Source organism: Salinicola sp. RZ23 (assembly GCF_003206675.1).
Taxonomy (GTDB): Bacteria; Pseudomonadota; Gammaproteobacteria; order Pseudomonadales; family Halomonadaceae; genus Salinicola; species Salinicola endophyticus.
Genome location: NZ_PZJK01000015.1, coordinates 20,693 through 35,508, shown reverse-complemented (window position 1 = coordinate 35,508; position 14,816 = coordinate 20,693). Strand labels below are relative to the sequence as shown.

General features: G+C 66.1%; 12 protein-coding genes. All 12 read right to left on the bottom strand.

The genetic code is table 11. The features are described 5' to 3' along the window. Window positions 1-18 precede the first annotated feature (18 nt). Window positions 19-1,065, bottom strand: a complete 1,047-nt coding sequence (locus tag DOM67_RS14965) for an HAD family hydrolase (RefSeq protein WP_110677351.1) — start codon at window positions 1,063-1,065, stop codon at window positions 19-21. A gap of 1,080 nt (window positions 1,066-2,145) precedes the next feature. Further along, window positions 2,146-3,492: a UDP-glucose/GDP-mannose dehydrogenase family protein gene (locus DOM67_RS14960; RefSeq protein WP_110677349.1), complete on the bottom strand. Its 1,347-nt coding sequence runs from the start codon at window positions 3,490-3,492 to the stop codon at window positions 2,146-2,148. A gap of 266 nt (window positions 3,493-3,758) precedes the next feature. Then, window positions 3,759-4,304, bottom strand: a complete 546-nt coding sequence (rfbC, locus tag DOM67_RS14955; RefSeq protein WP_110677347.1) for a dTDP-4-dehydrorhamnose 3,5-epimerase — start codon at window positions 4,302-4,304, stop codon at window positions 3,759-3,761. A 141-nt stretch (window positions 4,305-4,445) separates the two neighbouring features. Then, complete coding sequence (gene rfbA, locus DOM67_RS14950) at window positions 4,446-5,339, bottom strand: glucose-1-phosphate thymidylyltransferase RfbA (protein WP_110677345.1); 894 nt, start codon at window positions 5,337-5,339, stop codon at window positions 4,446-4,448. A gap of 115 nt (window positions 5,340-5,454) precedes the next feature. Beyond that, complete coding sequence (gene rfbD / locus DOM67_RS14945; protein WP_110677343.1) at window positions 5,455-6,339, bottom strand: dTDP-4-dehydrorhamnose reductase; 885 nt, start codon at window positions 6,337-6,339, stop codon at window positions 5,455-5,457. Then, on the bottom strand, window positions 6,336-7,439 hold the full coding sequence (gene rfbB, locus DOM67_RS14940; protein ID WP_110677341.1) for a dTDP-glucose 4,6-dehydratase: 1,104 nt from the start codon (window positions 7,437-7,439) through the stop codon (window positions 6,336-6,338). The genes rfbD and rfbB overlap by 4 nt, the downstream gene beginning before the upstream one ends. Window positions 7,440-7,537: 98 nt before the next feature. Continuing rightward, the gene (locus DOM67_RS14935; protein WP_110677340.1) at window positions 7,538-8,635 is read right to left on the bottom strand and encodes a chain-length determining protein; all 1,098 of its coding nucleotides are present in this window, start codon (window positions 8,633-8,635) and stop codon (window positions 7,538-7,540) included. Then, a complete protein-coding gene (locus tag DOM67_RS14930; RefSeq protein WP_110677338.1) occupies window positions 8,632-9,606 on the bottom strand; it encodes an ABC transporter ATP-binding protein in 975 nt (324 codons plus the stop codon). Before DOM67_RS14930 ends, DOM67_RS14935 begins: the two co-directional genes overlap by 4 nt. Before the next feature lie 16 nt (window positions 9,607-9,622). Continuing rightward, the gene (locus tag DOM67_RS14925; RefSeq protein ID WP_188115133.1) at window positions 9,623-10,438 is read right to left on the bottom strand and encodes an ABC transporter permease; all 816 of its coding nucleotides are present in this window, start codon (window positions 10,436-10,438) and stop codon (window positions 9,623-9,625) included. A gap of 27 nt (window positions 10,439-10,465) precedes the next feature. After that, entirely contained in the window at window positions 10,466-12,199 is a 1,734-nt protein-coding gene (locus DOM67_RS14920) for a polysaccharide biosynthesis/export family protein (protein ID WP_110677337.1), read from the bottom strand. A 128-nt stretch (window positions 12,200-12,327) separates the two neighbouring features. Further along, window positions 12,328-12,765, bottom strand: a complete 438-nt coding sequence (locus DOM67_RS14915) for a DVU3141 family protein (RefSeq protein WP_110677335.1) — start codon at window positions 12,763-12,765, stop codon at window positions 12,328-12,330. A gap of 72 nt (window positions 12,766-12,837) precedes the next feature. Next, the gene (gene cysN / locus DOM67_RS14910) at window positions 12,838-14,748 is read right to left on the bottom strand and encodes a sulfate adenylyltransferase subunit CysN (protein WP_110677334.1); all 1,911 of its coding nucleotides are present in this window, start codon (window positions 14,746-14,748) and stop codon (window positions 12,838-12,840) included. Between the last annotated feature and the right edge of the window lie 68 nt (window positions 14,749-14,816).

Below are 14,816 nucleotides of genomic sequence, written 5' to 3'. Positions count from 1 at the left end.
GATGCCCCTTGCCCTGGTTCAGATCGCGAACATTTGCATCGGATTGATGATGCCGTTGCCGGTAATGTCGTCATCGACGCTGAACAGGTGCCAGACGTCGTGCGGGATGCAGTTGGGTCGCGTGGCGAAGACCTCGTAGAGGTCCTGCACGTCGCGCCGGGTGTAGCTCACCCCATGGCGGCGGCAGTCGATGACATGATCGATCGCGCCATCGAAGACCATCTTGAGATCCTGGAAGTGGCGCTGGGTGGCGGCCTCGCGGCCGTAGAAGTACTCGAAACCGCCGTCGTGCTTCTGGCGGATATCGACCATCTGGCCGTGCGGCGCGGTCAGCAGTGACTCGAACAGCAGCGAGCGGTCGAGCATCACGCAACCGTTGCGCCAGCCCACGCCCTCGTGGAAGACCCCCTTCAGATGGGCGTGGTGCGTCCCCACCGCGGCGTCGCCCGGCTTGGTGGCGATGAAGTAGAGCCCCGAGGTATCGCGCCCCAGGACATGCGTGAGCACCTTCTGAATCGTCCCCGAGTAGCCCAGGTCGAGCATCAGCGGACGCATGTCGGGGTCGTCGAGACCGCACTGCCTCAGGTAGGCGCGCAGCGCCTCGCGGGTCGGTTCCACCAGACGGGCCAACGCCGCCATGTGCGGTGCCAGCCACTGCTGCACCAGCGCCTGGTCCCGCGGCAGCTCACAGGTGAAACGCAGCAGCTCGATCGGCAACGTGGAGAAGATCTCGTGCAGCTGCAGGCCGAAGCGCTTGCGCATCAGGTCGAGTACGCTGCCACTGAAATCGTTGCCCAGCGCCATCGGCATGATCGCCGGATCGCCGAGCATGGCGCGGAACAGCAGCGTGCGAGAGACGCGCAGATAGATCGGCGCATGGGGCAGCGAGATCAGCGAGGCCCGCTCGAGGCGCTGCAGCAGCCGATAGAAGCACCAGCCCTCCCGCGCCAGACAGACCGGCAGGTGCCCCTCTGCCTCGGCCTCGATGGACTCCGCGTAGCAATGGAGTGCCGGACCGAGAAAGGTCGATCCGAAGTCGTGGAGTGCCCGACTCTTGGCTTGCATGAACTATCCCCTTGGCGTCGCCCGAATGGTGCGTCGTCGTTCGATCCCTGCCGGATCACTGGCCACAGCGTCACGGCGATGAGCTTCATCAAACTCTTGCTACTGGCTTTATTGATACTTTCAAGCGTTAAAACAGACAGCCTCTCTGCGCTAATAAAGACGGCTTTTCTGCACTGGAAGAGATAACCTGCCGCCACCCAGAAAGCCGAACTATCGGCGCCACGGCAGACGCCCAGCTTGCGATCAATCAGTCTCTTCAATCTTTCGACACAAACTCTCGACAATGACGTTACCGATATCGACACCCGCACGATCGAGGCGCACCGCCACCCCGAAAAACATTGCCTTCGCGATGGAAAATGATCCAGGTCATTGTCATACGACATCTACGCAAAACAGCCGCAACAGATATCGAAGACTGGCATTGTCGCTGACCGTATTACCGAAATTTCACTAATGATGAACGGCGCAATGGCCATGCTGTCACGGTGGTATCAGGCGCCCTCACTCGCTCACATCCACGCTGCAGGCCGTCACCACAAACTCAAAAAGATATTATTATTCAACAACTTAAAAACAAAACCCAAACGGCAGGCAAGCGCCTGGCCACAACACACTGAGGGTGCCGTCATCGCTTCGTATCCAGACTGTCATGCGGTGCTCACGCGCTTGCCGCCAGTTATCCCTGATAATCTTCAGCGGCTTTTCCAGAAACCTTCTAGATACCATTACCGAACATATGCTGGCCGCTAGCGCTGCAACACATCGGCCACTTCAGCAGAGAGCCACAACACCTTTCCGCTATCATGCCTCCCTACAACAACCATTCATGGCATGCTATGGGCTCAGGTAACACGCGATAATATCTAGTGCCAGCCATTCACCCAAGGTGGCATTTTCGCCATCAAGAAGAGGTGCTATTTCATGGCCTCCAGAATAATCTCGCCCCCGTTCGAGTAGAAGATGGTTTTACTCATCGATATGAGCGGAATGCGGATCAAGCGAACTCACACTCGTTAGATGAGAAGGCGCCGTTCGAACGGCGCTTTCCGATCTGGGGCCCGCCAGCGCGGGCCCCGCTCATGCCGTCACCTCGGCGAGGGTCTTGCCGCGCCCGACTGCGTAGTAGTCGATACCCGCAGAACGCATGACCTCGGGTTCGTAGAGGTTGCGGCCATCGACCACCACCGGATGGCGCAGCTGGTCGCGAATCCAGGCCGCATCCAGGGTGCGGAACTCCTTCCACTCGGTGCAGATCACCAGCGCATCGGCCTTTCTGACCGCCTGCACCCGATCGGCGACCAGGATAAGGTCATCGCGCTCGCCATAGATCCGCCGGCACTCGCGCATCGCCTCCGGGTCGTAGGCCTGTACCACCGCTCCGGACGACCACAGCGATTCCATCAGCGTGCGACTGGGCGCGTCGCGCATATCATCGGTCTCCGGCTTGAAGGCGAGCCCCCACAGGGCAATGGTCTTGCCCTGCAGATCGCCGCCGAACGCCACGGAGAGCTTGTCGAACAGAGTCGTCTTCTGGCGTCGGTTGACCGCCTCCACCGCCTCCAGCAGCTCGGCGTTGTAGCCGACCTTGGCCGCGGTGCGCGACAGCGCCTGCACGTCCTTGGGGAAGCAGGAGCCCCCATAGCCGCAGCCGGGATAGATGAAGTGGTAGCCGATGCGCGGGTCGGAGCCGATGCCGCGGCGCACGTCCTCGATATCCGCCCCCAGGCGCTCGGCCAGATTGGCGATCTCGTTCATGAAGCTGATCTTGGTCGCCAGCATGGCGTTGGCGGCGTACTTGGTCAGCTCCGCCGCGCGCACGCTCATGAACATCATCTTCTCGTGGTTGCGGTTATAGGGGGCGTAGCACTCGCGCATCAGCTCGTCGACTCGCGCCGCCGCCGACCCGACCACGATCCGCGCGCCGCGGGTGAAGTCCTCCAGCGCCGAGCCCTCTTTCAGGAACTCCGGATTGGAGCAGACGTCGAACGCCAGCTCGACGCCGCGCTCGGCGAGCACGCCGCTGATGCGCTCCTGTACGCGGTCGGCGGTACCCACCGGTACGGTCGACTTGTCAACCACCACCTTGTACTCCTCCATGTGGTGGCCAATGGTCGCAGCCACCGCCAGCACGTACTGCAGGTCGGCGCTGCCATCCTCATCCGGCGGCGTGCCCACGGCGATGAACTGCAGTACCCCGTGGCGCACCGCCTGGGCGGCATCGGTGGTGAAGGCGAGCCGCTCGGCTTCGACATTGCGCAGCACCATCGACTCCAGTCCGGGCTCGTAGATAGGGATCTCGCCGCGGCGCAGGCGCGCGATCTTGTCTTCGTCGATATCCACACAGACCACGCTGTGGCCCACGTCGGCGAGACAGGCGCCGGTCACCAGGCCAACGTAGCCGGTGCCGAATACGGTAATTTTCATCGACATGCATCCTCTTGGAAAAGTGCGCAAGGCGCGGGTAAGACGGTCAGCAGAGACTTTCAGGAAAGGCGTCCAGGAAAGGCGTTCAGGAAAGACGTTCAGCAAAGATGTTCAGCAAAGATGTTCAGCAAAGATGTACAGACCAGGCGGTCGTGCAGGAGCCTCGGGAAAACGCCTCCCTGCCAACAGGCCCACCAACCGCACCGGAGCGGTCCGCGTGATGGGCGGCGTGGTGAGGGCATCGAGGAGACGAGAGCCCCGCCGGATCAGGCGAAGGTGGGCGCCTCGGCGAGCGAGCTGGCCTCGGCATCCTTGGCCGAGAGCACCGGCGCGGCCTCCACCAGCGGCCAGTCGATGGCCAGCGCCGGATCGTTCCAGGCCAGGCCATACTCGTCGCCGGGGGCGTAGTAGTCGGTACACTTGTACTGGAACTCCGCCACCTCGGTGGTGACGTAGAAGCCGTGGGCGAAGCCCGGCGGCACCCATAGCTGCTGCTTGTTGTCGGCGCTCAGCAGCGCCCCGACCCAGCGCCCGAAGGTGGGCGAGCTGCGGCGTAGATCCACCGCGACATCGAACACCTCGCCGCGGGTGACGCGGACCAGCTTGCCCTGCGGGTGCTCGAGCTGATAGTGCAGGCCGCGCAGGATGCCGCGGCCCGAGCAGCTGTGGTTGTCCTGCACGAAGCGGTAGTCGCCACATTGGGTCACGAATTCGCTATGGCGGAAGGACTCGAGAAAGAAGCCGCGTGAGTCGCCGAATACCTGCGGCGTCATCAGCACGACATCGGGAATCGCCAGGCGCTCGTAGATCATGGTGCGCACTCCCCTCTTCTATATAGATGGCCATCGATGGATAGTGATCGGTGAACGACGCTCCGGCGCAGGCCCCGCGATCGGCTCTCGGGTCCTGGGGCGCCGAACTCGGCTTTCGGTTGTCGGGAGCGGACCTGGCAACTAAGCCACCGAACCCGGCTGCGCGTCCTGTAGCCGCTGCATCAGATACTGGCCATAGCCGGTCTTCTTCAGCGCCTCGGCGCGCGCCGCCAGCTGGCGCTCGTCGATCCAGCCCTGGTTCCAGGCGATCTCCTCGAGACAGGCCACCTTCAGCCCCTGACGGTGTTCGATGGTCTGCACGTACTGCCCCGCTTCGAGCAGGCTGTCGTGGGTGCCGGTGTCGAGCCAGGCGAAGCCGCGGCCGAGGCGCTCGACCTGCAGGTCTCCGCGCTCGAGATAGGCGTTGTTGACGCAGGTGATCTCGAGTTCGCCGCGGGCCGAGGGTTTGACGTTCTTGGCGATCTCGACGATGTCGTTGTCGTAGAAGTAGAGACCGGTCACCGCGTAGGGCGAGCGCGGCCGGATCGGCTTCTCCTCGATCGACAGCGCCCGCCCGTCGGGGTCGAACTCGACCACGCCGAAGCGCTCCGGGTCCTTGACCAGATAGCCGAATACGGTGGCGCCGCGCTCCCGCGCCGAGGCGCGCTTCAACTGATCCGAGAAGTGCTGACCGTGGAACAGGTTGTCGCCGAGCACCAGACACACCGGGTCGTTGCCGAGAAAGGTCTCGCCGATCAGGAACGCCTGCGCCAGGCCGTCCGGCGAGGGCTGCACGGCGTAGTCGAAGCGCACCCCGAACTGCTCGCCGTCCCCCAGTAGATTACGGTACTGGGGCAGGTCGTCCGGGGTCGAGATGATCAGGATGTCGCGGATGCCGGCCAGCATCAGCACCGAGATCGGGTAGTAGATCATCGGCTTGTCGTAGACCGGCAACAGCTGCTTGGAGATGCCCTGCGTGATCGGGTGCAGCCGTGTGCCGGAACCGCCGGCGAGAATGATGCCCTTGCGTGCCATGGTAGAACTCCCTGTCGGTATGGCCGACGAATCGTTGGATCGCACCGTGACGCCGGTGCCAGCGTGACGCCGGGGTCAGCGGCATCGAAAAGAGCGGAAGGAAACGCGCGTCGCCTCAGCCCAGGCGCTCGTCGAGCGTCAGCGCCAGCTGCGTACGCCAGTCCGGCAGGCGCACGTCGAGGGCGCGCTCCAGCTTGTCGAGCGCCAGGCGAGAATTGAGCGGACGCGCCGCCGGGGTCGGATAGTCGGCGGTGGCGATGGCAGCCACCGCCTGGTCGTCGGCCAGCGCCAGGGGCACGCCGCGGGCGCGGGCCAGGGCGAAGATCTCGCGGGCGAAACCGTGCCAGCTGGTCTCGCCGCGGGTCGCCAGGTGGTAGACCCCGCCCGCCAGACGCCCTGCCCGGCGCGCCCGCAGCGCCAGCAGCGACAGCGTGGCGATCAGCCGCGCCGGCGTCGGCGCCCCGATCTGGTCGGCGACCACGCCGAGCCGCTCGCGCTCGGCGCCCAGGCGCAGCATGGTGTCGAGGAAGTTGCGCCCGCGTGCGGCGTAGACCCAACTGGTGCGCAGGATCAGCGCCTCCGGTGCGGTGGTCAGCAGCGCCTCGTCACCGGCCAGCTTGGTCGCGCCGTAGTGTCCGAGCGGGCCGGTGGCACTGCTCTCCTGCCAGGGGGCCTCGCCGCTGCCGGGATAGACGTAGTCGGAGCTGTAGTGCAGCAGTTCGCAGCCACCGCCGGCGGCGAAGTCCGCCAGCTGCGCCGGCAGCTCGGCATTGAGCCGCTGCGCCGCGTCGCGCTCTTTTTCGGCGGCGTCGACCGCGGTCCAGGCGGCGGCATTGACGATCACCGTCGGCCGCAGGGTATCGAGGGCCGCAGCCACCTTGGCCGCGCTCATCAGGTCGAGCTCGGCCCGGCTAGGGGCGACGATCTCGCCCAGCGGGGCCAGCTGCCGACGCAGCTCGAAACCGACCTGGCCACTGCCCCCCAGGATCAGCAGTGTCATGCGGTCTCCCCCAGGCGTTCGCCCTGATAGCTGCCGTTCTGGACCCGCCGCCACCAGATTTCGTTGTCGAGGAACCAGCGCACCGTCTTGCGCAGCCCGCTGTCGAAGGTCTCGCGGGGCTGCCAACCCAGCTCGCGCTGGATCTTGCTGGCATCGATGGCGTAGCGCTGGTCGTGGCCGGGGCGATCGCTGACGAAGGTGATCAGATCCGCGTAGTGCGCCACCCCCGCCGGTTTGGTCGGTGCCAGCTCCTCGAGCAGCGCACAGATCGTGCGCACCACCTCGATGTTGGTCTTCTCGTTGTGCCCGCCGATGTTGTAGGTCTCGCCCACCACCCCTTCGGTCGCGACCTGGATCAGCGCCCGCGCGTGGTCCTCGACGTAGAGCCAGTCGCGCACCTGCAGGCCATCGCCATAGACCGGCAGCGGCCGTCCAGCGAGGGCGTTGAGAATGGTCAGTGGGATCAGCTTCTCGGGGAAGTGATAGGGCCCGTAGTTGTTGGAGCAGTTGGTGACCAGCGTGGGCAGGTCGAAGGTGCGCTGCCACGCCCGCACCAGGTGGTCGGAGCTCGCCTTGCTGGCCGAGTAGGGCGAGCTCGGCGCATAGGGGGTGCACTCGGTGAACAGGTCGTCGACGCCGTGGAGATCGCCGTAGACCTCATCGGTGGAGATATGGTGGAAGCGGAATGCCGCCGCCTTGTCCGGGTCACGCCCCTTGAGCTCCTTCCAGTACTGGCGCGCCGTCTCCAGCAGCGTGTAGGTGCCCACCACGTTGGTCTCGATGAACGCCGCCGGGCCATCGATGGAGCGGTCGACATGGCTCTCCGCGGCCAGATGCATGACCACGTCCGGGGCCAGCTCGCGGAACAGCCGCGCCATCACCTTGGCATCGCAGATATCGCCGAGCCGAAACTCGTAGCGCTCGCTGTCATCGATCGGCGCCAGCGACTCCGGGTTGCCGGCGTAGGTCAGCTTGTCGACGTTGACCACGCGGTGCGGCGTTGCGCGGATCAGCTCACGGATCACCGCGGAGCCGATGAAGCCCGCGCCGCCGGTGACCAGGAATGTCTTGGCGGAGGTGGTATCGGTGGATTCGTTCATGGTCGTGTTCTCGTTCTCATGGGCGCGCCGGGGCGCCGTTTAGGTGCCTGGGGATGCGTGACGCCCGCCGGCGGAACCCGCCGGGAGCGCACACGGCATCAGTCGCGATGGTCTTTCACGATCAGAATCAGCATGTTGAGAATCAAAGTGAGGAACAGGGCGATCACCGCGAACACCACCGAGTTGTAGAGCCGCTCGGGCTGTTCGGGGTACTCCGGCAGGGTCGGCTCCTGCAGCACCGAGACCTGCTTGAGCTTGCGTGCCGCTTCGATGCGAGTGTTCTCCAGCGCCGCCAGCGCACCCGAGTAGCTGTCCTGGGCGAACTGCGCCTTGAGCAGCAGGGTCTGGTACTCAGAGGAGATACGGTTGAGGGCATTGCCGGACTGACGCGCCAGGCGTTCACGCTCCTGCACGATCTGGTTGTCGAGCGCAGAGATCTCGCTCTCGATGCGCACCATCTCCGGCGAACGGGTGCTCTGATAGCTGGCCAGCGCCCGCTTGCGCGCCTTGGCGATGGCCAGCTGCCCCTCCAGCCCCGAGACCACCGATTCCAGGCTCTCTACGGTGCCGGTGGGCGACACCAGGCCATTGGCGTTCTGGTAGTCGAGCAGGTCATTACGGGTTTGCTGGAACTGCTTCTCGAGCACGGTCACCTGCTTCTCCAGGAACTTGACCTGCTCCTGGGCCAGCCGCTGCCCCATCTCGTTCATGTGACGCTCACCATCTTTCAGCAGCAGCTCGGCGATACGGTGCGCCTCCTGCGGGGTGAACGCCTCGACGTCGATGCGCAGGACCCCGGCATAGTCGTCGAGCTCCACCGAGACCCGCTTGAGGTAGTAGTCATGGAGCGCCTCCAGCGGCGCGTTCTCGTCGTCCAGGGCGCTGAAGTAGTCGGCGCCGGCGTTGGCGTAGTGCTGGCGAAAGTCGGCCTGGGTGATCAGCAGCTTGAGCATGTCCACCGAGCGCAGGTAGTCACGCAGCAGCAGCATGTCGGCGGTGTTGCCGGCGCTGCTGCCGCTGAGCAGCGAGCTGAAGCTGAGCGTGGGGGCGGCTATCTGCGGGCTCTCGAGCACCACGTTGGCGTGGGAGACATAGCGGTCGCTGGCCCATAGCGCCCAGTAGGCGGAGACCACGGCGATCGCCACGAAGCACAGGATCCAGTGCAGGTATTTGCGTACAGAGAGCGGCTTCTTCATGACCGTTTCGCCTTTGCTGAGGTCTTGTCGTGGGAGGTGTTCTTCGGCGGCCTGTCCGGGCCCCGAGCTGCACGCTTGCGCCCTTTGCGGGCGGTGAACTGCTGCACCTGGCGACGCGCCTCATGGACGCGTTCGCGGGCATCGTCGAGCCGCCAGCGCAGGGTCTCCTCGGGGGGTTCCGCCGTCCCCGCGGCGCTGTCGCCGGCGGCATCGAGGGCTTCCCGGGCGGCGTCGAAGCGCGCATTGGCCTCGGCCAGCGCCTGCTTGGCCTCCTCCAGATTGCGGGGTGTGGCCAACCGCGGCGGGACGTAGCCGTCACCGGCGCTGTGGTAGGCCTCGATCGCGTCCTCTATCTCGTCGAACCAGAACGCGCGGCCGCGGTCGAGCAGAATCCCGGCCTGGCAGAACTCACGCAGCACGCCCTCGCCGTGAGAAACCATGATCAGGCTGGCCCGGCCGATGCGCGCCTTGAACGCCTCGCTCGCCTTCTGCTTGAAGTGGCGGTCGCCCACCGCCGTGGCCTCGTCGGAGAGATAGACATCGAAGTCGAAGGCCAGCGACAGCCCGAAGGCGAGCCGCGAGCGCATCCCCGATGAGTAGGTCTTGATCGGCTCGTCGAAGGCGCGGCCGATGTCGGCGAAGCTCTCCACCGCCGCGATGATCTCCTCGATCTCGTCATCGGCACCGTGGATCCGGGCGACGAACTTGACGTTCTGGCGCCCGGTCATCGAGCCCTGGAAGCCGCCGGCCAGACCGATCGGCCAGGAGACCCGGCTGGCGCGCACGATCTCGCCGCGATCCGGGGTGTCCATGCCGCCGATCAGCCGCAGCAGGGTCGACTTGCCGGCACCGTTGCGCCCCAGCAGGCCGACGCTGACCCCGGCGGGAATGCTCAGGTTGATGTCCTCGAGCACCCACTGGCTGCCATGGTGGTTGTGATAGCGCTTGTAGAGATGACGGATATCGATCATGGCTCGCTCCTCCGCGCTAGTGCGCTTTCAACTTGGCGGCGAAACGGATGTGCAGCAGCAGACCCAGCGCCAGCAGCGACAGCGCCCAGAACCAGAGGTAGGTCATGTCGATATCGTCGAGGGTGTGATAGCCGGGGAAGAACGCGACCCGCATGCTCTCCAGACCGTGGACCAGCGGATTCCACAGCAGGTAGTCGCGGTAGGGGTAAGGCACGTACATCACCGGCAGGATCACGCCCGAGAGCAGCAGCAGCGGCAGGTTGAGGATGCGCACCACGCGGCCGAACTCCGGCACCAGGTCGCCGAGCACCGAGACCGTCAGCCCCGCGCCCCACCCCAGCGCCCACAGCGACAGCCAGTCGAGCAGCACACCGAGGGGGTGGTCCGGCATCAGCTCGAACTGGAGCAGGTTGCCGATCAGCATGAACATCAGGAACAGGAAGGACTTGAGCATGCCCTCCAGGAAGCAGCGCACCAGCACGGTATCGACTGGCTTGACCTGGCGGTAGGCGAACAACCCCTTGTTGGCGTCGATCGCCCCCAGCGCACGCATCATGTTCTCGCGGAACAGTCCGAAGCCCATCAACCCGACGATCATCCACGGCACGTGGTCGGCGCCGGAGATCTCGCTGCCCGACATGAACAGTCCGCGGATCGAGACCATCACGCCGATGATCGCCAGCGGTTCGAAGATCATCCAGAACCAGCCCATGCGGTCGGCCATGGTGCGCGAGATCGCCTCGCGCATGAACATCGCGAACCACACGCTGCGGGCCACCCGCCAGGCACCGCGACGGCGCGCTCCGGCGACCGGAAGTAGGGAGTCAGCCATGCGCCCGCCCTCCTCTCGCGGCGGCGCTCATAGATCGAGCGCCACTTTGGTCGCCACCGCGACCTGGTAGAGGATCTGGGTGATGCTCGCCGCCAGCTCGATGTTGCTGGTCGGCGCCGCGGGCAGCACGATGATCTCGTCGCCGGCGCGCATGCGGGTCTGGTCGGCGTGCATCACCGCACCGTTGCGATGCACCACCAGCACCTGGTCCTCGTCGGCGCGCGGGGTGAACCCACCGGCCAGGCGGATATAGTCGCCGGCACTCATCCCGGAGGTGAACACCAGCGCCTGCGGAATCACCACCTCACCGCTGAGCAGCACCGAATCGGTGCTCTCCGGGATGGTGACGATATCGCCATCCTGCAGGCGGATATCGGCGACCCCGCTGTCGCGCGCCACCACCAGCCGGCCGTTGGGCTTGACCTGCGCCGCCTTCTGCACGAAGCGCTCGATCAGCTCTGCCTGGCGCACCTGGATTTCGCCCTCCTTGGCGGTACGCGAGGGGTAACCGAGATAGGTGGTCTCGAGCCGGCGCAGGCTCTCCTTGAGTGACGCCGCCTGCTGGCGGGCGACGCTGATCCGCCGGATCGAGACATCGCGATAGCTGGTCATGTCCCGCGGCACGCTGATCGCGTTGAGCAGCTCGCCCAGCTTGGCATTGCGCGGCAGCGCATAGCGCGAGGGGCCGTAGTAACTGCCTTCGACCTGCACCACGATGGTCTCGTCGCGCTGATCGGCGCTGAACAGCACCTCGTCACCACGCCGAACCTGGGCGGCGCGGAAGGCGGCCAGCGGCAGGTAGCGCGATAACGGCCCCTCGGGGCGGCTCCCGCGCAGCAGCACATGCGAGACGCCGGCCTTGAGCCGCGCCAAGTCGAGCACGTCCTGCCCGGTCAGGCTGTCGCCCACCAGCTCGTAGCGATAGTTCTTCTGCACGTCCCCGACCACACTGATCGCCGGACCCCGCGCCTCCACCACCAGGGTGTCGCCATCGCGGAACTGGGGCCGTGCGATCTCGCCGTTGAGCAGGAAGTCATACAGATCGACCACGTCGATCACCCGGCTGCCGCGCTTGATCAGCACCCGGCGATAACTGCCCAGCGCCTGGTCGATGCCGCCGGCCTGATCGAGGAAGTAGAGTACCGAGTCGTTGGGCGTCCCGGCGTAGCGGCCCGGGCTGTTGACATAGCCGGTCACGAACACGCCCACCGGCTGCACGCCCTGCAGATTGGTATAGACGCTGACGTTCTCGGGATAGACCGACTTGACCGCGCCGCGCACCTTGGCGTTGAGCTGGGCATTGGAGATGCCCTGGACCTGCAGCGGCCCGATCCGCGGCAGGAAGATGTTGCCCTGGGCGTCCACCACCAGCACCCGGTCGAGTTCCACCCCACCCCATACCCGAATGGTGATCTGGTCACCCGGCTTGATCAGGTAGGCCGGGTTGAGGCCATCGGCCATGGTGCCGCGGAAGCCACCGGTGAACAGGTTGGCGCCGAACGGCGGCAGCGACTCCGGGTCGACCGGCGCCTGGGTGCGCGGATCGATCGGCCCATAGGTGCCACTGTCCCAGTCGGCCCGCGGAATCTCTTCGCCGCTGGCCGCGCCCGAATCGGACGCGGTCAGCGGCTGCGCCTCGGCATCACTGCCGAGCAGCGAACTGCTGTCGACGCCGATCGACTGCGCGTGTGCCGCGCCGGCGTTCAGCCACGCTACCGCCACCAGGCACATTGCCCGGGAAATCCATGCTGCGCGCTTCATGTTGTGTTCCTGCCCTAGACTCGTTGTCGGCCGGCGCGGGGGCTCAAGGCGCCCGGCTGCGGCTCGGTTATTGGCCGCGCAGCGTGACCGCGGCCCGTAGCGGCGGCTCGCTGCGGCGGCGGCGCTGGCTAGCGCACCACCTCGGTCACCAGCCGCTGGGTGTACCAGCCGCGGGCGGCGACCCGGCAGGCCACCTCGCCGCTGCCCAGCGCCGCAGGTACCGCCCCACGACTCACATCGAGCCGCAGGCACTCATGGCCGCTGGCGGCGAAGTAGCGCTCACGCGCGTAGACGGTGACGTTGCCGCCCCAGGGCGACGCCGCCAGCGTGGTCACGGCGCCATCCGGCGCGCGCTCGAGAAAGGCGCTCAGGGCCGGCCCTGCCGGCGTGGCATCCGCCATCGCCAGGGTGTCGGTGGCGCCGGAACGGCCGCCCGGCGCAGCACAGCCGGCCAGGCCGGTGGCCAGCACCAGGGCGGCGGCCAGCCACACCGGTGGTTGTCTGCGGCCTCGCGTCTGGCTGCGGGCTCGCGTCTGGGGTCTGCGTACGCGCTTCGGGTGCTGCATGCGGGTTATCCTCCTGCTTGTCCTGCCTGGCCCGCCGGCCGCCCGGCCAGCGGGAACACATCGAACAACGGTTCAAATGACGCCCTCGCGCCGCAACGCGGCGATCAGCCCGGCGACCGTCAGCGCCAGGTCATCGTGCGAGGTATCGATCTCGAGCTCGGGGTGCTGGGGCGCTTCGTAGGGTGAGCTGATGCCGGTGAACTGGGCGATCTCCCCTGCCCGTGCGCGGCGATAGAGCCCCTTGGGGTCACGTCGCTCGCACACCTCGAGCGGGGTATTGACGAACACTTCGATGAACTCGCCCGGCGCCATCCGCTCGCGCACCCGCTGGCGCTCCTGGCGGAAGGGGGAGATCAGCGCGACCAGCACGATCATTCCGGCGTCGACCATCAGCCGAGCCACCTCGCCGACCCGGCGCATGTTTTCCAGGCGCTCGTGGTCGCCGAAGCCCAGATCGCTGCAGAGGCCATGGCGCAGGTTGTCGCCATCGAGCAGATAGGTGCTGTGGCCCATGCCGAAGAGCTGGCGCTCGAGCGCATCGGCGACACTCGACTTGCCGGCCCCGGAGAGTCCGGTGAACCACACCACGCAAGGCTTCTGACGGTGACGCTCGGCGCGGCGACGCTGGGTCACCGCCATGTCGTGCCACACCAGATTGGCCGCGCTAAGGGTGTCGACGACCATGCCGGCGGCGACGGTCAAGTGGTTGAAGCGATCGATCAGCACGAAGGCGCCGGTGCCCGGGGAGCGCTGATAGCTGTCCAGCACCAGCGGCTGATCCACCTCGATCTGGCAGCGCGCGATCCCGTTGAGCGCGAGCTGCTGCGTGGGCATGTGCGCCAGGGTGTCGACGTCGACCTGATGCTGCAGTCGCACCACCCGCGCGCAGACGCTACGGGTCGCCGCCTTGAGCTCGTACTCGTGGCCCAGCGCCAGCGGCGTCTCGTGCAGCCACACCAGATCCGCGCTGAAGGCGCTGCACGGCGTCAGCTCCGACGCTTCCGCCACCAGCATGTCACCGCGCGAGACGTCGACCTCAGCGTCGAGGGTCACGGTGATCGACTGGCCTGGATAGGCGATCTCGAGATCACCATCGGTGGTGACGAGGCGCGCCACCCTGGCGCGCCGCCGCGACGGCAGCACGCGCACCGCATCCCCCGGACGCAGGGTGCCGGCGGCCAGGGTGCCGCAGTAGCCACGGAAGTGAGGGTTGGGACGATTGACGTACTGCACCGGAAAGCGCAGCGCCTCGAACGGCGCCGGGGTGGTGATATCGATCTGCTCGAGCAGCGGCAGCAACGCCGGGCCGCGCTGGCCACCGAGCTGATACCACGGCATGCGCTCGCTGGGGTCGACGACGTTGTCACCCTCCAGCGCGGAGAGCGGCACGAAACGGATATCCGTGGCCGCCAGCCTAGTAGCGAAGTGGCGGTACGCCTCGACGATCTCCTCGAAACGTTCGCGGGAGTAGCCAACCAGGTCCATCTTGTTGACCGCCACCACCAGATGGCGGATGCCCAGCAGGTCGCACAGAAAGCTGTGCCGACGGGTCTGCGCCTGCACCCCAAGGCGGGCATCGATCAGGATCACCGCCAGGTCTGCGGTGGAAGCCCCGGTGACCATGTTGCGGGTGTACTGCTCGTGTCCCGGGGTGTCGGCGATGATGAACTTGCGCTTGTCGGTGGAGAAGAAACGGTAGGCGACATCGATGGTGATGCCCTGCTCGCGCTCCGCCTGCAGGCCGTCGACCAGCAGCGCCAGGTCCATGCGCTCACCGGTGGTGCCACAGCGCTTGGAGTCCCGCGCCACCGCCGCCAGTTGGTCCTCGAAAATCATCCTGGCGTCGTGCAGCAGGCGACCGATCAGGGTCGACTTGCCATCGTCGACGCTGCCGCAGGTGATGAAGCGCAGGAGCCCCTTGCGCTCGTGCACCCTCAGGTAGGCCTCGATGTTGTCGGTGATCATCGCTGATGCGTGTGACACAGTGTTCCCTCTCGGTGGCAGGTAGCGCCCGGGCGCCGGCCGGCACGGCTTGGTTGGCTCAAAGATGG